Consider the following 17924-nt stretch of genomic DNA (forward strand, 5'->3'; position numbering starts at 1 on the left):
AGAACTAAGACACTCAAGGCTGCTCACAGGAAGTCACAAACATGGGATTAAAGGAATATCAAGGTAAACGTCACTTTGAGAAAACCCCGGAACCCCATGGGACGGCCTTCCGGAAAAAGAGCTCTTCGTTTGTTGTCCATAAACATGCGGCAAGCCGGTTGCATTACGATTTCAGGCTTGAGCTGGACGGGGTGTTAAAAAGTTGGGCCGTTCCGAAAGGTCCCAGTTTATTCCCTTCCCTCAAGCGTCTGGCCGTTCATGTTGAGGATCACCCCGTCGAATATGGATCATTCGAAGGAACCATTCCCAAAGAAGAATATGGCGGAGGGACGGTCATGGTATGGGATCGCGGGCAATGGGTACCTCAAGGAGATCCCCAGTATTCCTACGACCGGGGACGAATGAAATTTCTGTTAAAAGGCCAAAAGCTGAAAGGGGGATGGAGCCTGGTTCGGATGGGAGGGGCAAAAGCCAAAGAAGAAAAAAACTGGTTGCTGATTAAAGAAAAGGATTCGGAAGCCCTCCGAGGGAAACATTCCGATATTATTGACATGGCCCCCGGGAGTGTTGCCACCGGACGATCATTGGAAGAGATTGCCGGGGTGAATCAAGAAAAAAGAAGGAAGAACCCGGCTTCCCAACGGGAGCCGAAAAACAACCGTTCAACCAAAAGCCGTTCCTCCCGTACTCCTTCACGAAAAAATATGATTTCCGGAACTTCCCGTGTCCCTGATCCGTCAGACCTTCCTTCCGCCGTGTCCTCTTCCCAACCCGCAACCTTTCATCCTCAGTTGGCGACTTTGTTCAAAACTTCACCTGAAGGGGAGGATTGGCTGCACGAGATCAAGTTCGATGGGTATCGTATTGTCAGCATGGTTAAAAATGGAAGAATTCGCCTGTTGACCCGAAACGGTAAGGATTGGACAAAAAAATTTCCCGACATTGCCGGAGCGCTGAAGGCATTGCCGGTTCAACAGGGTATCCTTGACGGGGAGGTCGTCGTACTCCGATCGAACGGCACCTCCGATTTTCAGGCCTTGCAAAATGTCTTGAAGGGTGAAGCCTCCGACCCTCTGGTCTACTTTGTGTTCGATCTACCCTACTGCGAAGGGTATAACCTGTGTCGGACCCCGCTCATCAAGCGCAAAGAACTGTTATGGGAATTCATCAAAGCTTTTCCGGAGAAAGCGGCCGCTCACGTCCGTTACAGCGATCATATTCAGGGTCAGGGAGAACGAACATTCGAACAGGCCTGTCGACGGGCCTTGGAAGGGATCATCAGCAAAAATGCCATGAGCCCCTATCGGCAAGCCCGTTCCAAGCATTGGGTTAAAGTCAAGTGTCATCACCGGCAGGAATTTGTCATCGGCGGGTATACCAACCCTTCAGGATCCAGAAAATTTTTCGGAGCACTGCTATTGGGCTATTATGATAAGGAGGGACACTTACAATATGCTGGCCGGGTGGGCACCGGTTTTACCCACCAACGCCTTTCACGTATTTATGCGCTTCTGGCCAAGCGAGCTCAGTCCCATCCTCCATTTGCCCGGCTGCCTTCGGACAGAAACATTCGGGAGGTGCATTGGGTACATCCCGAGCTTGTTGCCGAGGTAGAATTTTTTGAATGGACACGCGACGGCATATTGCGCCATCCTTCGTTTGTCGGTCTCCGTGAAGATAAACCGGCAAAAGAAATTATTAAAGAGACTCCACACCCTGTGAACAATATTCTTTCCGAACCACTCAAACCTTCCAACCGGCGATCCAAGGCCTCGCCCGATATCTCTACGGAAAAGCCGGCGCTGGCGCTTACGCATCCTGAAAGGATCCTGTATCCTCAGCAGGGCATCACGAAACGGAATCTGGCGGAATTTTATCAACAGATCGCCAAGTGGGTGTTGCCTCATGTGGCCGGCCGGCCGCTGACCCTGGTGCGGTGTCCTGAGGGTTCTCAAAAAAAATGTTTCTATCAAAAACATGCCTCGGGATCTCTTCCGGATTCCGTGCACCGCATTCTGATCCGGGAAAAAGAAACGAAAACAAAGAACACTTATCTGGTAATTGACGATGTGAAAGGGCTAATCGCTTTGGTGCAAATGGGCGTATTGGAAATTCATCCGTGGGGATGCCGGAAGGATCGAACGGATCGACCTGATCGCCTGGTCCTCGACCTGGACCCCGGTCCAGGGGTGAAATGGGAACAGCTGGTTGAAGGAGCCCATGTGTTAAAAAAACGGCTCTCGGGGGATGGTATAGAAAGTTTTGTGAAAACCTCGGGAGGAAAGGGATTACATGTCGTGGCCCCCTTGACGCGCCGTGCCACGTGGGACCAGTTGAAGCAGTATACTCGGAGACTGGCGATGGAAACCGCCCGGACGCATCCCTCGGGATTTGTGGCCACGATGAGCAAAGCCAAACGAAAAGGGAAAATATTTATTGATTATCTTCGTAACAGTTTCGGGGCCACTTCTATTGCCACCTATGGCACTCGAGCTCTCCCCGGAGCGCCTGTGTCAACCCCGGTGAATTGGGATGAACTCTTTTCTATCTCCGGATCCCAGGTCTTTACTCTCACCACTCTCCCTCAACGCCTTCAAAATCTGAGGGCCGATCCCTGGAAGGGATTTTTTGATCTTCGGCAGACACTCTCTCGATCCCTTATCTAATTTCCAAAAACGAATTCATGCGCTTGCGTGAAGGGGACCTCTCCGATGCCGTTCATTTTTTCTTTCGGGCACGCGTCTCAGCGGCCTTCCTGGCAGAGGCGGATTTGGCGGAGGCCGATCGTGAGGCCGAGGCTTTTCCGCCTTTTTTAGCCGGAGCTGTGTTCATTCCTTTTCCCCGACCGGATCCCCCTGGTTTCTTTCCTCCACCGGTCATTTTATTCACGGTAGCCCATGCACGTCGTTCCGCTTCGTCCTCCGATACGCCTCGCTTTTCATATCCTTCTTCAATTTTTTGCGCCTGACGTTTTTGTTTTCCGGTGTATTTGGATTTGTCTCCTCGTGGCATGAGACCCTCCTTGTTTTTGACAGAGCCAGGGATTTCGTCAATGGTGCCACAGAAACCGAATATCCGGACGGGATCTCCTTCAGGAAATCCCCATCTGGAAGGTGCGCCGGTCAGGTTATTGTATGGGTTCAGCCGAGATGACGTGAAATTCTTTTTTCTGTGTCACCAACGCTTCAACTTTATCGCCCTTCTTCAATTCGCCTGATTGTTTGGCAGATTGGTCCAGCCGCAGACGGATTTCTTTGCCGGAATTATCCCGGACGTAATACACATTTCCATCAACTTCGGAAATTTCTCCTTGAATAGTTCTTGTGAATTGTTCCTGTGAGGATGATGATTGAGAAGAAGATTGCGCTTGCATGGATCCTCCGCCTTGTTGTGCGGAAGCTGCAGTGGAATCCCCATCCTTCTTGACGGAAACCACATCATACGTTTCTTCCCCCTGGGGGATCTTGGCTTGAATTTTGTCACCTTCTTTGGGCTGTTTCCCTTGAAATGCCTTCTCACCTAGGTGAAGCCGGATTGTCTCGCCTTTATCATTTTTGATGGTAAACACGTCGCCTTCGACTTTTTCCACCGTGCCTTTCACCGTTGCCATCTGATTCTGTTGTTGACTGGTTTGGTCCGATGGTTGTTGCATCTGATCGCTGGCAGCATGAAGGGTGGCGACGAAACCCAGGGTAAGGACAAACGTCGGAGCGGCAAATTTCCATATAGGATTCATAACACGACCCCTTGTGTGTGAGAAAAATGAACTGAAGTGAACTGTCAAGGTAAAGCGAAAGGCAAATACGCACAACTGTCAAAAACCCTCATTGACCCAAACGTGCTGAGGAACGTGGCGAAGAAGGGTGGGTTTCAGCTGTCCGACCCAGAGTATCTGCCGAGTAGGCTTGGCGTTGGCCCATCGGTTCGGGTTCACCCTCCGTCGTGTCAGCCCGCGTCTGTCGTTCCATTTCCGAATTAATTTCGGCTCCGACCATGACGATGAATGCGGTCAACCAGAACCACATCAGCAGAATGACTGCCGCGCCGAGTGACCCGTACGTCTGGTTGTAACTGCTGTAATCATTCGCATAGATAGCAAAGGCCGACGATCCCACTATCCACATCAATGTGGCGATTCCGGCTCCCCATGACACCCATTGCCATCTCGGGTAATTCCGGCAGGGCGCATACCGGTACAGGATGGCCAATCCTCCCATGACGATCATGGCCAGGAGCGGCCAACGAATGAGAGAGAGGGCCGTTTGCATTTTCTGGCCGAATCCCAGCGCGTGCAATACTGCCGGCAGCAGGGTAATGAGAAAAAGAGTCAGAATGACGAAAATTAAACCTCCAACCGTTAATCCTAATGCCAGCGCGGTAACCTTGATGAAACTCCGTTCTTCTTCTTCATTGTAGGCAATGTTCAGGGACGTGATCATAGCAGCCATGCCTTTGGACGCACTCCAAATCGCAAAGAACAATCCCCCGATCGCTCCAAAACTTAAAGCCGATTCCCCGCTGGTTGAAATAGTTGTCAGCTGCTCTTGGATAAGAGTTTGGGTGTCATGCGGAAGAAAGGAACTCAGAGAAGTAATCTGTTGCTGGATATCAGAGGCCTCGGTAAACAGTCCATACAGCGAGACAATGGCGGCCAGCGCCGGAAAGAGCGCGAGGACGGCATAAAACGCCACTCCTGCGGCGACAATCGAAACGTTATCCTGTGAGATCTGATCCTTCAGGCGCAGGAGGATGTCCCACCATCCCGCATTGGGGATTTGACTGGGCTGAGTAGCATTTCGGCCTCTTGTGCCGGACTTCTGTTCAGCTGTGTTGTCTCGGGACATAATCTAGCCTCGTGTTGTAAAAATGTGGTCCGACAGGAAAAATATTAAAACTGTCCTTTGGCGCACCGGCTTATGCAACTCTTTATGCGGTGCTCCTCCTTCAATTCATGCCGACCTGTTCTTTGATGGTCTCTGCCGCAACCCGCTGCGCCTCAGCAGCGGCTTCTTTGGCCTTCGGCATGATCTCCCTGGCAGTTGCTTTCGCTTCCTCCAGCAACCGGTCGCGGGTTTCCCCCATCCATTGATCTTCCTTTTCAGACCGGGGCAGGGAAAGGCCGATAGCTGTCCCCATGGCTAAAGTTACGGCTCCGATGGTCAGAGGGCTCTCCTGCATATAGCGGAACAATTCATCCTTCATACGTTCGCCACCCTCGCGTGTGCGCTCTTGGATTTCATCTGACCGGTGGGATGCCTTTTCTTTCCAATCTTCCAATGATTCTTGTGCCTGGTCTGTCCATTCTGAAATCTGTTCCCGTGCCTGTTGCCCCGAGGTCTGTGCTCTTGCCTTAATGGCGTCCAGGGGGGATCTTCCCCGCCGGGATCGTTGACGGGGAATCCGCCCGGCTTCGCTTTCGGGAGCATAATCCGGCCACTCTTCATAGGGATCAAGGGAGTACTCATCGCCATATCGGTCCCTTCCAAATCTGCCTCTGGCTGATGAGGAAGTGCCGGCCTGCTTCATCATCCATAGGAGACCCACGCCAATAAGGGCGGCAGGTAGAGGGTTGTTCAGGACCCGTTCCACCAGGATGGATTGCCATTGGTTCACCTTCACACGGGCATTTTCTTTTACCGTTTCGACTTTATCCATAGCTGCGGTTTTGACCTGTTCCTTGATAGTTTCCGGGGACAGACGTTCTTGAAGTGTATGAACCGTCCCATCCAATTCCGCCCTCGTTACTCGAATTTGTTCGCGAAGCCGGGCAGGATCTTCAATCTTTTTCGATTCCAGTGCATTTAATTGAGTACGTTGGTCGTCCACTGTTTGGTCTCCTTTAAACTGTCTATGGTTTTTTGCGGAGCAGGATCCATGGTTTTCAGATCGCTGATTCCTTTGTGAATCAATGCGTAGCCGATCCCCACAACGGTTAGTCCAACAATCAGCGCCGAAGCCCAGGCGGGTATGATTAATGCCAGGGCGAGAGTGGCCGCACCTAAAAGAACCAGTAATCCGGCATAGGCCAGCGCTCCACCTACTGCAATAAATCCCACATCTTTTCCTGCCTGTTTGGCCTTTTGGGACATTTCCAGCTTCAAAAGCTGCAGTTCCTGCTGAATGAGGATTTTTGTTTCGTTCACCAGGTCACGGAAGAGATCACTAAGTGGTCGTTCTTCCTGATATAAATTCATAACATACTCCTTCTTATGGTCTCATTGATGTGAAAAAGAGGATTTCCCCTTTACATGGTTGGCGCGGCAGGAGTAGTTGTCGCCGAGGGTTCTTCCCTCCGGAACGATTCCTGCCGTCCATAGGATGAAGATTCGTCAATCCTTCGATCTCGGGAACTCTTTAAAAATCTTCCGGCGACAAGCCCCAACATAAAAGCCCCCCCTAAAAACGCTTCCGGATGGCGGCGGGCAAACATTTCAGTCTCGTTCAGCAATTCTCCGACATCACGGGAATCGAAATATTGCACCATGCGATCCATTTGCTCCGCCGCCCGATCCGCATATTGGGCGACGCTATCCTTATGCTGATCCCGCAGAGTTTGACTCGTTTGACGCACGGCTTCGATCAGCCCGCTGAGTTCTCCTACTCCCTTCTGTTTCTGTGTCTCCAGCGTGCTCTTAACTTTGCCTTGTGCCTGGCTCGCCAATTCGGAACCCTGCGCACGAACCTGCTCTCCTACCTCACTTGCTTTTTCCTGAACTTGTTTCCCGATCTCTTGCGCTTTTTCCTTCATGTCATTTGCCATTACGGTCTCCTTCCAATGAAAAGAAAATTCCCTCGAATGATAAATTCCAACTGGCATCTCCAGCCGTGCTGACTACTTATAAACAAAAGGGAGGATGTCGTGAACTGTCAACAACCCTTAATTTCCGCGAAATATCGAGGGCACCCATGCCAGGGTATTTCGGCTGGATCGGGGTACGCCTCCAGCACCCCCGGCGGAGGATTGGGAAGACTCCTGCGGACTCTGCGGGAATACGGCCACAGGGGCAAAGATCCAGGTTGATCTTGTGATAGGTATTTCAGAAAGCAGACTGAACGGCTAATTCAAAACCCCACCGGTTTTTCTTTTATTTGGTGCCCGCCAGAACCTAGAGGTGTCCCCTCAACAAATTGACCATGAAACGGCGGAATTAATAAAGAAAAATGGCTGCCAAGGACGTACGGCCTGGCATCTTTTCCTGAGGGAGGGCATAAACCATGCCTTTTTTAATTAACGTTTGCACCACCGCAAAGTCCAGGATTTCCAGTGATTCGGCGGACTTTGTCGGGTCCGTTTCCACAAGGTTATGCATAAGGTCGATGCGCCCCCATTGTTGGATGTTCCGGGCGACGAATAATGTTTGGACTTTTCCCTCGTGGGCTGCTAAAACCACGGTTTTGAGATCATGGGAAGCTTTGGTCGTACCCAAAAACTCTTCACACTTGATCTTGGCCTCTTCTATGCCGTGATCGGCATCCGCTTTCACGACCGGCCAAATCTGCCGGTGCAATTCATGAAGGTTTTTTCATCAGCATTACCCGTGACCCCATCTTCTTTAATATGAGGGTAAGTATTGACGTCTTTGTAAATCGGAATCAAATATTCCACGCCCGTAAGATATAACGGGGCCTGCCCATCGTGAATGAATTCGTGTAGACCCTTTGCCACCTGTTGGAAAAATTGGGATATGCGGGATTTTGCTTCGTCATCCCCACCGCCCTGTCCATGAAACATGGCGGCCCGCTGGTCGCCGGCAATGGGAGCTTTGGTATGCCATTGCAAGGATTGCTCGCCGGCTGCCGTTTGATTGGCTTCCTCCATACTGAGGGGAATGTTTGGTATGAACAATTCCTGCAATCCATCCTGTGAGCCCTGGAAGAACCGGATATGGTTCTGACTAAGCGCGAGAAGATAAAACGTTCCTCCATACATGAACACGGGCAGGATGGGCTTCAGATAAAACCGGGATTCCACCATCGTGAGTTCAGGGAGACTGAGAGGCAGACGAAAAACCCGGTGAAAATCCTTCGCCACGTACATGGCCAGTCCCTCATCCTGATGTCTCCAGAATTGCTCATCCTCCAGGAGTTTCAAGAGTGGTTCCAACCAGGTTCGAGCGTCTGCGCTCCTTATGCCCTGTTCCCTCAATTGCTGTTCCGTCTCTTTGAGAAGGTTTTTCAGGCGTATCGGGTCCTGTCGTGTTTCCGGTCCGGCGGGATGGGTCGGCATGAACAAGGACACGCATGGACTTTCCTTCTGTTCAAGAAGATCCCGTAGATCGTGAGTCGTGTTTGACATGGTCACCCTTTCGATGGTCCAAGAGGTGGGGGCTGCACGGTTGTCGTTTCAACGTAACACGTAAAATTTGAGCAGAAACCTGTTAATTTCCCTGAAGTCCTTTCTCTTCCCTACCTGACACGGAAGTATCACTCTTTACCGGCAGGTTTTGCAGGTGGTGAATACCACGGAAAAATCAGTTGTTCTCTGCCAGTTGCTCCTTTCTGGCGTTCCTAAGCGCGTCAACCATGCCCGTACAGCGGGCGCTATCGTCAGCCATTCCCAACTCAGGAGAGGGAAAAGAAGGTTCGACTGAAAATTCCGGCTTTGAAAATGTGCCCATGACGTGCAAGGGGCCGCGTGAACTCAGGATGGTGAAATCCTGGGGATAGGGCTCTATGGTCAGATTCATCTTTTCCTGACGAAGATCGATCGATCCGTGACCTTTGAATTTGGTGTCTTTGGTATCCAGTAAGAATGGGTGGATGGTCACAATACCACTGCGGGCCTGCATGTCGGTGTAGGCGCATTCTATCTTGACACGCGTATCCGTGCTCAGGAATACCGCCGCTGATTCGGTGAAGTCTAATCCGGCCAATTCCACCAACAAAGCATCGATTTTCCCTCCGGTCATCGTTAGGTAAAGACCCCCGTCGGCCGAGGCGAACCAATTCGCCAGGGATTCTCCTTGCATCCAAAGTGTGGCACGTCCTCCGATATCGCCAAAAGAATCATTCGCCACCTCGAAGCGGGCAAGCAATTGACTTAAATTGATGTGATCGAAATGACTATGAAGCTTGCCTTGTGCTGGTGATTCATGGGCATTGACCTCAAGTTGCATGGCCACTGTCCCCGTGGCCACGCCAAAATCCAGCCGATCCATCTGCATGTGTCCGTCCTGAATAACCACATTCAGTGAAAAATCATTCAGGGGGAGATCGGGTGCCTTGACTCCTTTGGCGCGATATTCTACATCCGCGTCTAATTTACGGAGTTGAGTGAAGTCGATAGGTTTGTTCGGCAAGAGGGTCTTACGCTTTTCGGCTGCCTCAGCTTGAGCTTCCTGTTCCGGTGAAGCTGACTCGTCCGGATCCCGAGATGCGCCGATGAGGCCGGCCAGGTCATCCAGGTCGAGTGTACGTGTCTCCAATCGCGCAAATATCATCGGATGCTCCCCGCCGGTCGTCACACGTAATGTTCCTGCAACGTCACTGTCGCCGATGGTGCCGTCTAGGTCACTCAAGTTAAAACTCTGTTGGCTCTCAGCCTCTTGCTCGCGATGAACTCGTGCGCTTAATCGGTAGGGTGGAAGGTGCGGAAGAGGAATGCCGATAGCTTCGCCCAGACGAGCGGGATCAGGACCTTTCATCCCGACTGTCCCCTTAAATTTCGCTACCGGAAACAACTCACCAACATTGCCTTCAAGCCTAAGGGTGGTTTCTTGTGTTGTAAAAGTCGCGTCCACCGGCATTGCGCCATAGTCTTGCAAGGCCTGGCGTATGGAACCCGTTGTGATGGACACCTCTACAGGGTTTTCTCGATATTCAACCGTGCCCGTGACTTGAATTCCGGATGCGACACTATCTGCCATGAGGCGCAAATCCGTCTTTGCCTGTAACGCTGGATCGTCGTAACGCAGATGCATTTCATCGATGCGCAATCGATCGAGTAAGGCGTCGGTATTGAGAGGATGTTTCGCGGTCTGACGGGCCGCGGGAAGACTCAGAGCGAGACGGCCGTTGACCTGACCCAATTCTCCGGACTCGCGGCCCAGGGTCTGCATAGCCTTGTTGAGATTAACTTCCCGGATGTCGGTCTGAAGATGACCTGACCATGATGGGTTGCCGAGGTCCAGTTGTGCTGTTGTTTTGATGACGCCACCGCCAAGGTGAATGTTCATGGGCGAAATGCGAAGGAGTCCATTGTCGAGAGTTGTTCGAACCGTCACATCCTTGAGTGTCGCGCCGGGCAATACCAGGTGTTCGACCTGTAGGCCGAGTACGCCCTGGAGTTTGTTCAGCCAGGGTGGGAGAAGCCTCTCCGGCGAATGGCGTTGGAAAGTATCCTGCTCCGAAGATTCAGGAACTGATGTTATGGCTTGTGCCGTCGGGGTGTCCTTCCCGTTTTCCGGCATCAGCGATGCAACATTCAGGGTATTCGACTGCAGTTCCCCCTTGAAGTTCAATTCGTCAGACAAATCGATGGAGGCTTGTCCGGAGATGTCGCTCTCACCGATGATGGCGGAAAATTTTTGGAGATTCCAGAGGTGTGTCCGTCTGGAGAGTGATCCGTTGAGGGCCAATCGGTCTAAGGCAGGAAGTTCAACATCGAATATGGCGGCAAGGGTATCCGGAGACTCACTGCTCATGGAGAAGGCAATGTCTAGCCAGATGGGCGGCCACACAGGTTCGACCATGGCAGAAAGCGAAGCCGTGGTGTCTGCCAGTTTGATGTCGGCCGACAGATGTTTCCGGGATTGACTGTCAGGAGGGAGATTAGCAAACGTTTTCATTGCAGGAGCCGTCACGGTCATGTCAATGCGTTCGTTTCGATACAGACCTTTAGCTTTGACGATCAATCTCTCCGGGCTATTTTCACCGATCTGCATCTGGACGTGCGTGTTTAAGAAGGGATCATCATACCGGATATCAACATTCTCGATATCGAGTGTGCTCCATTCAACGGAATGAATAGAATCTGGCCGGCCGGAGGATTCCCGTAAATCCTTCCCCTGATCCGATCCACGAATCGTGTGAATATTCATGGCCAATTCCACTCCGACGGTTCCGGGAAATCCTTCTCTGGGATTCGTCCCGGATTCGGGGATGACTTCGTCGTCTCTTCCATCAGTCGATTTCAGGTTTTCAGCTTGCAAGGACAGGCGACTTTCCGCCGTCCTTCCTTTCACGGAAACCTGTGTCCCGATCGTGAGATGGGTCCCGGCCACGTCTCCGGATAATGATTCGATTGTGAGCATGTCATCTTGCAGGCGCATGACGATGTTGACATGGTGAACGGGCATTTCACCGGTGGCAATCACATCGGCACGGTAGGTGAGGCCGGCCTCCCAGCCGGCATGGGCGATCACATCCAGAAGATTCCCTGCCTTGACCGCTAAGGGATCGCTATCTTGTTGTTGAGGCATAAATCCCTGCAGTTGAGCCACATCCAGCCGTGACGAATGGAGATCTCCTTCTATGCGAATAGGATCGGCTTCCGATATCACTCGAATCGTTCCCGCAAGATCGCTGTTTGCGACAATCGCTTTCATGGGATCAATCGACCAGATGTCATCCGCCAGGGCAAGAGCCCCGGTCAGTTGATATCCGGGGAGGGCAGGGAGTTCAATGGCTAATAACTCATTCCATCTTGAAAGATTTTGTCCTTCCAATTGGAAATCCAGATTTGCCGTCTCGGGTGTGAGCAACGCATCAACAGTCCCTTCAATGGCCAGATTGGTTTCGACGGTGCTAATCTTTAATCCTACCTGGATGGGATTTTCCGGTGAGGGTGGCTGCGGCGATTCCGTTCCTGCGGACAGTCCGATTGTCACTGGGTCTCCAGCGACATGTCCTCCACCTTCAGCAATAAGACGCTCTTGGTCCGTAGGTGGTTTTCCCTTGGTTCCAAAGATCGAAAGGGCAAGAAAAATATCATGCTGCGGATCCAGATAGGTGAGGCGCCCGCCGTTGACTGTCACAGATTCAATACGAGGCAGATTGAGAGCCGGGTCCGCTTCGCCCGACTCTTCAGTGGGTTGGTTACTGTTGGAGGAATTTCCTTCATCCGCTATTGACCAATTGGTTGTTCCCCGACCAGATCGTTCGAGATGGATTACTGGCGCCGTCGCCTGCACGTCAGGAATGACCAGGTCACCCTTCAAGAGCGGGAGAATGTCGATCCCCACCTCTAACCGATTAACGGATGCGAGGGAGAGATCTGATGCCCATGATGGGTTCGCGATTGATAGATTCTCGACTCGTAATCGAGAGATTCGGCCGAAGTCCAAGGCCAATGCGCCAATCTTGACTTGGCGACCAGCAAATTCCGTTGCCTTGGATTCAGCCAAATGGAGAAACCATTGAGAGTTCAGCGCGGCAATACCCACGGCCACCAGGATGACAAGGATGAAAGCCAGTCCAACAATCGAGAGCAGAATTCTACGAATCCACATAGACTATTTTCCCGCTCACTTCACAGTGATGTCACCAGTATTCCTATGGGAATAGGTTGTGAAGTAAAGTAAGGTTCTTAAAATGCCTGATCGTGGATGGCCGGAAGGCCCGAATAACCTTATAGCCGTTAAAAGGTTCACTATGATAAACCTTTCTTCCATGCGTCTACTTATGGACCGGTCACGAAAACCTTCCTGCCGAAATTTATGGTGTCCTATCACATTTGTGTGTGTGCTGTTCCTCACATTTAATGCGGCCGGATGCGGCACTCATCTCGGTGCAGACGCAGAGGTTTCCGACCGGAATGAGCAGATGGCCGCTGAGGTTAAAGTGGCGTTGGTTCAAGAAGCCGGTTTGAACGCCGCTCCTATTGATGTCAAAGTCCAAAATGGCGTAGTGACTTTGGGGGGATTCGTTGAAAAAGAGTCCCACCGGCAGGCGGCAGAGAGAGCCGCCGGTCGTGTTGGAGGGGTCCAATCGGTCATAAATCATCTTCAAGTTAAATGACATCACTTGTTGGAGAAGGTATGGAATTTTTTGTTCTAATTACCCATGTGCCCTCTTAACTTCTATGAATAAACGCCTCCTTGCCGATTTGCATTTCATCGGCCTGGGTGATTGTCTGGATCCATGATCACAGATCTCGGGACGTGGTGAACGAGAACAGACGCCATTACCAAAAAAATTCGAAGGAAAAGTGCCAACGCCTATTCGCTTCCGGATGCCTCGGCGGAAATGACGTGATATTCTTTTTCCGTCGTCACCAATACCTCAATGGTACCTCCCTTTAGAATATCCCCTTGGTTGTCCGTTGATCGAAGCGAAGCCGGACTTCTTTCCCTGAGGGGTCTGGGACGTAATAGACATTTCCCGCATTATTTTTTACTTCACAGCGAACTGTTTTCGTGAATGTCCCGTCCTGTTGAGAGGTTTGACCCTGTGATGTAGTAGGTTGTTCCGAATGCATTCCCCCCGATTGTGATTGAGAGTGCATGAAGATTGGCCTGCCTTTTTTGTAGAAATGAGGGTATAGGTTTCGTCCCCTTTCTTAATTTTGGCTTTGAGGTGCACCTCGAGGTTAATTTAAATTGGTTTGAGGGCCTCACCACACCCGTTGAAATTCAAAAATTAGTTAAAGGCTTTGAGCCTTTCCGTGCCGAACACTGACTTTCTTCACTCAAAAATGTTCCGTCGCCTTACCTCTCCAAACGCCTTAAGGAGCTATTGTGAAAAGGGACGGAAAATCGGCTTTCATTCTCTAAGCATTACCCTGCGGGTAATTATTTCTCGCTTTGAGGGAGATGGGCAATATCGACGATTTTATCATCACTATCTACCAATACTGTGACCGGGGTGCCCTTGGAAATATTTGTCATATTCTCTTGTAAATAGTCCCAGACAGGTAACGTGAGAGATTCCTTGTCTTTTGTTTGAATAGTCAATGAAAGGTTCTTCGGCTCGTTCTGTACCACTCCTTGAATATGGCGGTACACATTATAGGCGGTGGAACGCGCCCAATCGTCTTCGGCAATCACGTCATTAGTCAACGTCGCACTCGCAATTTTATTTGTTTCATCGATGAGAAAAAGTCCATCTGTATCCAATGGAATAGCCGCGACCTCACTTCTGGCCAGGGGGCGTACCGGAAACGATTGTTCTTTGCTCTCTTCGGTTTTAATCACCGCATGGTCCTGTCCGACCTTCAGCGGTTGCGCAAGTCTGCCTTTGATGACTTTGTGGTAACTCTGGCCTTTCTCTTTCGAGAGGTGATAATCGACAACGTGATTCCTGGCGTTTACCACAATGTTCACCTTATCGCCCTGCTTCAGCGTGAATCCTTTTTCTTTCGCTCGTTCAAGGGAAAGATATCTAGGACTTATTTCTCCGGAATCCCCGGAATTGACTTTAGCTTGATCCGCTGCCACTCCTTCCACAACGCCGGTAATCATACGATGGCTCGGAAGTAACGTATTCAGTTTTTCCTTGGCGCCTTCCTGGTTTTGATTGTCGTTGGACTGCTTGTTTGCCTGACTGTTATTCGTCTGAACGGGATTCTGTTCACCGGCGCAAACGGGTGCGACGCACACAGCAAATGACAAACATGAAAACAAGAGCAGACTTGGTTTCCATCCGGAGTGGTCTTTCATGGGATGTTGCATCGTTGACCCTTTCGATCATTTTGCGGCCGGTTGCCGGGCCCCATGCAAAATGATTATGCAGAAGTCCGAAAACCAGCCACACAAAAAACTTTTAAGCTCAAGATCCAGGAGAATTCTATTTGGCTCATAAATCCCCGCAACGTTCTGCAAGGTCATTTAATGAGAACTGAATGTATGGCTCCGTATAATAATCCGTCCCTGGCGGCGGAGAATTTTATTGTCTGGGTGTTATTGGAAGACGATCAACGGCATCGAGTGTTCGATCCACAGCATCCAGAGTACGATCAACCGCCTCGAACCCAGAACCGCCGGAGCGCATGGCCCGATCACGCTCTTTTCGAATAGTGGCTGTCTCCTGTTGGAGGGCATCGCGCTCCTTCAGGTACTTGTCTCTCTCCTGGATAAGGCTGGCGACTTCTTGGTCGTGACTCTGCTCACCTGTCTGAGCACTACGACTTTGTCCTTGAATAGATTTTGTGCCCGAGGGGGTATTCTGGCTCTTGCTGGCTTGGAAAGCCTGGTCGCGTGTCTCTTTGGCCGTGTCTCGATCATTTTGAGCTTGATCACGGCTCTTCTTAGCTAGATCCCGCTCAATTTTTAGCTGGTCGCTCCATTGCACGTCAGCGCCAGAACTAGGGGTTGACTGTACCTCCGGCACCGAGCCTTCTGACCCCATTGCCGAAGAAGTCGTACCCATACCTTCATCGGCCATGGCGGTTCCTGGCAGAAGCATCATGCCTGAAACCAGCAGGAGACTGGAAAATGTGTGAACCGAAAGTATTGATGCGAAATTGTTCATGATAGCAACCCCTTCATTAAGGTGATGAAATTGTCTCGCCCTTTGGTTTGGGATTTTAAGGTCGAATATTGTAAAAACTCGGCATTTTGATCGATAGGGATGAAAAGAGGGAGTTTACTCATAAAAGTTCGAGTAACCTTTCATTTTTTTCTTTAATTGAAAATGGGGCGAAGCTCTGATTAAAGGTATAGCTTCGTCCCCGATTTCAAATTTTCGTTTCAGACTACTAAGGCGAATCGGCTTACCATGCTAATGACCTCTAACAATTGGAAGATCACCACAAATACTCCAAGCACTGTTTGTAATACTTTCATGATTCTTGCCCCCCTGTTGAATGCGATGGCTTCACAAAAAAATATAAAAAACTTTCATGACACTAAAGGTATTATGAAGAAAATGAAGGAGACGGCTAACTAGTAAAAACCCCTGAACAGGTGATATTTACCCCTAACGTTGAAATCCCTATTCAGTCAGGGGGAAGAACTCCTTCCTGTACCGCTCAGAACATCCAGAACCACAGGCTGGCGGGAGGGTTTGTCACTATTAATGAAAATACGTGAGTGAAGAATGTGTGCGTGGTGAATGACTTCCAGCCGTGGCACATTGTGTTTTGAGGGAATTAGAAAACTAAGTAGATAAGGGGGAAGGAGGAGGTGGGGAGGAAGGATGTGGAGAGAGGACATACCGGGATTCAATGGCGGATTTGATATGAGCCAGACTTTGCCCATGTTCTAGCGATTCAGTGGATTCTATTTCCCGAATCTCGGCGGCCAGCGTTTTATCTTTAATGCAATCCTGAGCCCAGGATGAATAATCATGCCGCTTCAAATGATACATCCACGTTTCAGGATCCAGTCCTTCTGCCAGTTGAAGAAAGAGCATCAGATTTTGAGCTCGAAGGTTCAGTTTTCTTTCCGGACCTTGAAAGTAAAAGCTGCGATCAGGGCCTAATTCTCCTTCCGCGTACTTTCGACGATGGCGCCTCCGCTCGCCCCTATTGGGGTGTATCCGGAATCGAACCGGCAGAGTCCCACCGGACCGTTTCCAGAATATCGCCTCCCCCGGTTGGAGAGGATGGTCCTCGAAGGAAGGCAGGGATTCCCCCACCGAATTGGTGAAAGCCTCCAATCGCTCGCCTGGAGATTTGCCAATCACCACGACACAATCAATAGCGGCAAGGGCGTCGGCAGCCATTTGATCGGGATGCACCGTGATCATCAGCAGGGTATGTGGTGATGGGGTGGGGAAAGGCGTATCCCATTCTGCCGGCATCAGATGATGAGTCTCATCCAGTACAATCCAATGGGGGCGCCCGGTTCGTGCTCTGAAATCCTGAAGATCCTTAAAGATGTTTTGAAAAAAAGAAGGACGTTCCTGTATCGGCAGACCCACCAGATTGATGACGAGGTTCGTATCCGGATTTTCCAGAATATTGATGACTTCCTTTGTGTTGGGGATGTGATTCATGTCACCCAGGACCACAGCCTGTTCTAACGATTCATAATCGCCTTCAGGATCGATAATGCAGCATTGATAATGCTTATCTGTGAGACGTTCAATGATGCCGGTTGAGAGCGTGGATTTTCCGCTTCCCGATGAACCGACCAGGAGGAGGTTCGGACCATACGGACTGATCTGGACTTCCTGCTCCGTCTCTGTGGATCCCAGCACCACGTAATGTCGGTGTAGGGACGGGTCAATTGATTGTAAGTCGTCAGCCAGAAGTTGCCGGATAAACTCCACTACTCCGTCTCCGTGCTCTCCTTCAGTCACGATATCGGCGCGGTCTTTGATGGCCGGGAGGGCATTGCCGACTGCTGCGGAGCATTCCACCATTCCTAGAAAGGGCAGGTCATTCTCGGCATCGCCAATTCCGGCGACATTGTGTGGTGATAGGCCCATTTTGCGTAGCGCTTTTTCCAGGCCGGTCGCTTTACTGAATCCGGCGGGAAGCATCATGACGGCTTCTTTATTGAATATCAGTTGGATATCCAGTCCGAGATCACGGACCACTTCCAATACGACAGTTTCATGCGGCCGGACGGTGGAGACGATATTTCGTCCGACTGAAATGGGAATGCCCCGGGAACGAAGCCGCATGATGAAATCTTCAGACGGCATATCCGCCAGTGTGATCGTTTCTTTGGAAGAAGGTTTGTACAACAAAAGCCCATTCTCCGCGACAATCCAATCAAATAAATAAGGGTGAGGAAATACATTCAGTAGATCATCCAGTTCCCGGCCTGTGACCAGAAGAAGCTTTCGATTAGTGGTTAGGAGTTTTTCAAGACTTCGAATGGTCGATTCGTGAACGCGCCCATGAAGGGCAAGAGTGCCGTCATAATCGGTAGCCAGCGCTAAATATCTCATGGAATTGTCTCTGGTAAAAATGAAATAACTTTTTGGTAAACTATTCCGTGCAGTTGATTAGACAAATAAATTGTTGCACGAACCTGGTCGACATTTGTTTGGCATTGTGTCTCAATTTTCTGCAGCCAAACGGGAGTGCGCCTAAA

The 17924-nt window shown here is 50.5% G+C and carries 14 protein-coding genes; 2 read left to right on the forward strand and 12 right to left on the reverse strand.

What is annotated here, in order from left to right; translation table 11 throughout:
• Positions 1–41 precede the first annotated feature (41 nt).
• A complete protein-coding gene (gene ligD / locus PJI16_14480) occupies positions 42–2666 on the forward strand; it encodes a DNA ligase D (protein ID MDT3778769.1) in 2625 nt (874 codons plus the stop codon).
• A gap of 52 nt (positions 2667–2718) precedes the next feature.
• Here ligD and PJI16_14485 read toward each other — a convergent pair whose 3' ends face one another.
• The 9 genes from PJI16_14485 to PJI16_14525 all read right to left on the reverse strand — a co-directional run bounded on the left by PJI16_14485 (position 2719) and on the right by PJI16_14525 (position 12449).
• Positions 2719–3012, reverse strand: a complete 294-nt coding sequence (locus tag PJI16_14485; GenBank protein ID MDT3778770.1) for a plasmid stabilization protein — start codon at positions 3010–3012, stop codon at positions 2719–2721.
• Positions 3013–3127: 115 nt separating this feature from the next.
• The gene (locus PJI16_14490; protein MDT3778771.1) at positions 3128–3736 is read right to left on the reverse strand and encodes a hypothetical protein; all 609 of its coding nucleotides are present in this window, start codon (positions 3734–3736) and stop codon (positions 3128–3130) included.
• Between the two features lie 88 nt (positions 3737–3824).
• Positions 3825–4844, reverse strand: a complete 1020-nt coding sequence (locus PJI16_14495; protein MDT3778772.1) for a YihY/virulence factor BrkB family protein — start codon at positions 4842–4844, stop codon at positions 3825–3827.
• A gap of 100 nt (positions 4845–4944) precedes the next feature.
• On the reverse strand, positions 4945–5826 hold the full coding sequence (locus PJI16_14500; protein MDT3778773.1) for a DUF3618 domain-containing protein: 882 nt from the start codon (positions 5824–5826) through the stop codon (positions 4945–4947).
• Positions 5802–6194 carry a phage holin family protein gene (locus tag PJI16_14505; protein ID MDT3778774.1) on the reverse strand — a complete coding sequence of 131 codons (393 nt, stop codon included), beginning with the start codon at positions 6192–6194 and terminating at the stop codon, positions 5802–5804. The genes PJI16_14500 and PJI16_14505 overlap by 25 nt, the downstream gene beginning before the upstream one ends.
• 50 nt (positions 6195–6244) lie before the next feature.
• Positions 6245–6760, reverse strand: a complete 516-nt coding sequence (locus PJI16_14510) for a hypothetical protein (GenBank protein MDT3778775.1) — start codon at positions 6758–6760, stop codon at positions 6245–6247.
• Positions 6761–7148: 388 nt separating this feature from the next.
• The gene (locus PJI16_14515; GenBank protein MDT3778776.1) at positions 7149–7508 is read right to left on the reverse strand and encodes a hypothetical protein; all 360 of its coding nucleotides are present in this window, start codon (positions 7506–7508) and stop codon (positions 7149–7151) included.
• The gene (locus tag PJI16_14520) at positions 7481–8296 is read right to left on the reverse strand and encodes a hypothetical protein (GenBank protein MDT3778777.1); all 816 of its coding nucleotides are present in this window, start codon (positions 8294–8296) and stop codon (positions 7481–7483) included. Before PJI16_14520 ends, PJI16_14515 begins: the two co-directional genes overlap by 28 nt.
• 175 nt (positions 8297–8471) lie before the next feature.
• Positions 8472–12449 (reverse strand): AsmA family protein, encoded by a 3978-nt coding sequence (locus PJI16_14525; GenBank protein ID MDT3778778.1) that lies wholly within the window; start codon positions 12447–12449, stop codon positions 8472–8474.
• Between the two features lie 160 nt (positions 12450–12609).
• On the opposite strand from PJI16_14525, the gene PJI16_14530 reads away from it, so the two are divergent.
• Positions 12610–12957 carry a BON domain-containing protein gene (locus PJI16_14530; GenBank protein MDT3778779.1) on the forward strand — a complete coding sequence of 116 codons (348 nt, stop codon included), beginning with the start codon at positions 12610–12612 and terminating at the stop codon, positions 12955–12957.
• 773 nt (positions 12958–13730) lie between these two features.
• On the opposite strand, the gene PJI16_14535 is transcribed toward PJI16_14530, so the two are convergent.
• From PJI16_14535 to PJI16_14545, 3 genes are all read right to left on the reverse strand, one after another.
• Positions 13731–14609, reverse strand: coding sequence for a hypothetical protein (locus tag PJI16_14535; GenBank protein ID MDT3778780.1), 879 nt, complete (start codon positions 14607–14609; stop codon positions 13731–13733).
• A 214-nt stretch (positions 14610–14823) separates the two neighbouring features.
• Positions 14824–15408, reverse strand: a complete 585-nt coding sequence (locus PJI16_14540; GenBank protein MDT3778781.1) for a hypothetical protein — start codon at positions 15406–15408, stop codon at positions 14824–14826.
• 627 nt (positions 15409–16035) lie between these two features.
• The gene (locus PJI16_14545; protein MDT3778782.1) at positions 16036–17778 is read right to left on the reverse strand and encodes an HAD hydrolase family protein; all 1743 of its coding nucleotides are present in this window, start codon (positions 17776–17778) and stop codon (positions 16036–16038) included.
• Positions 17779–17924 lie beyond the last annotated feature (146 nt).

The sequence above is a fragment of the Nitrospira sp. MA-1 genome (genome assembly GCA_032139905.1).
Taxonomy (GTDB): Bacteria; Nitrospirota; Nitrospiria; order Nitrospirales; family UBA8639; genus Nitrospira_E.

Excerpts from the sequence above, each read along its gene's own strand:
- ligD (MDT3778769.1), top strand. The coding sequence starts at position 42 with ATGGGATTAAAGGAATATCAAGGTAAACGTCACTTTGAGAAAACCCCG.
- PJI16_14530 (MDT3778779.1), top strand. The coding sequence starts at position 12,610 with ATGCGTCTACTTATGGACCGGTCACGAAAACCTTCCTGCCGAAATTTA.
- PJI16_14510 (MDT3778775.1), bottom strand. The coding sequence starts at position 6,760 with ATGGCAAATGACATGAAGGAAAAAGCGCAAGAGATCGGGAAACAAGTT.
- PJI16_14540 (MDT3778781.1), bottom strand. The coding sequence starts at position 15,408 with ATGAACAATTTCGCATCAATACTTTCGGTTCACACATTTTCCAGTCTC.
- PJI16_14505 (MDT3778774.1), bottom strand. The coding sequence starts at position 6,194 with ATGAATTTATATCAGGAAGAACGACCACTTAGTGATCTCTTCCGTGAC.
- PJI16_14525 (MDT3778778.1), bottom strand. The coding sequence starts at position 12,449 with ATGTGGATTCGTAGAATTCTGCTCTCGATTGTTGGACTGGCTTTCATC.
- PJI16_14485 (MDT3778770.1), bottom strand. The coding sequence starts at position 3,012 with ATGCCACGAGGAGACAAATCCAAATACACCGGAAAACAAAAACGTCAG.
- PJI16_14490 (MDT3778771.1), bottom strand. The coding sequence starts at position 3,736 with ATGAATCCTATATGGAAATTTGCCGCTCCGACGTTTGTCCTTACCCTG.
- PJI16_14520 (MDT3778777.1), bottom strand. The coding sequence starts at position 8,296 with ATGTCAAACACGACTCACGATCTACGGGATCTTCTTGAACAGAAGGAA.
- PJI16_14495 (MDT3778772.1), bottom strand. The coding sequence starts at position 4,844 with ATGTCCCGAGACAACACAGCTGAACAGAAGTCCGGCACAAGAGGCCGA.
- PJI16_14545 (MDT3778782.1), bottom strand. The coding sequence starts at position 17,778 with ATGAGATATTTAGCGCTGGCTACCGATTATGACGGCACTCTTGCCCTT.
- PJI16_14535 (MDT3778780.1), bottom strand. The coding sequence starts at position 14,609 with ATGCAACATCCCATGAAAGACCACTCCGGATGGAAACCAAGTCTGCTC.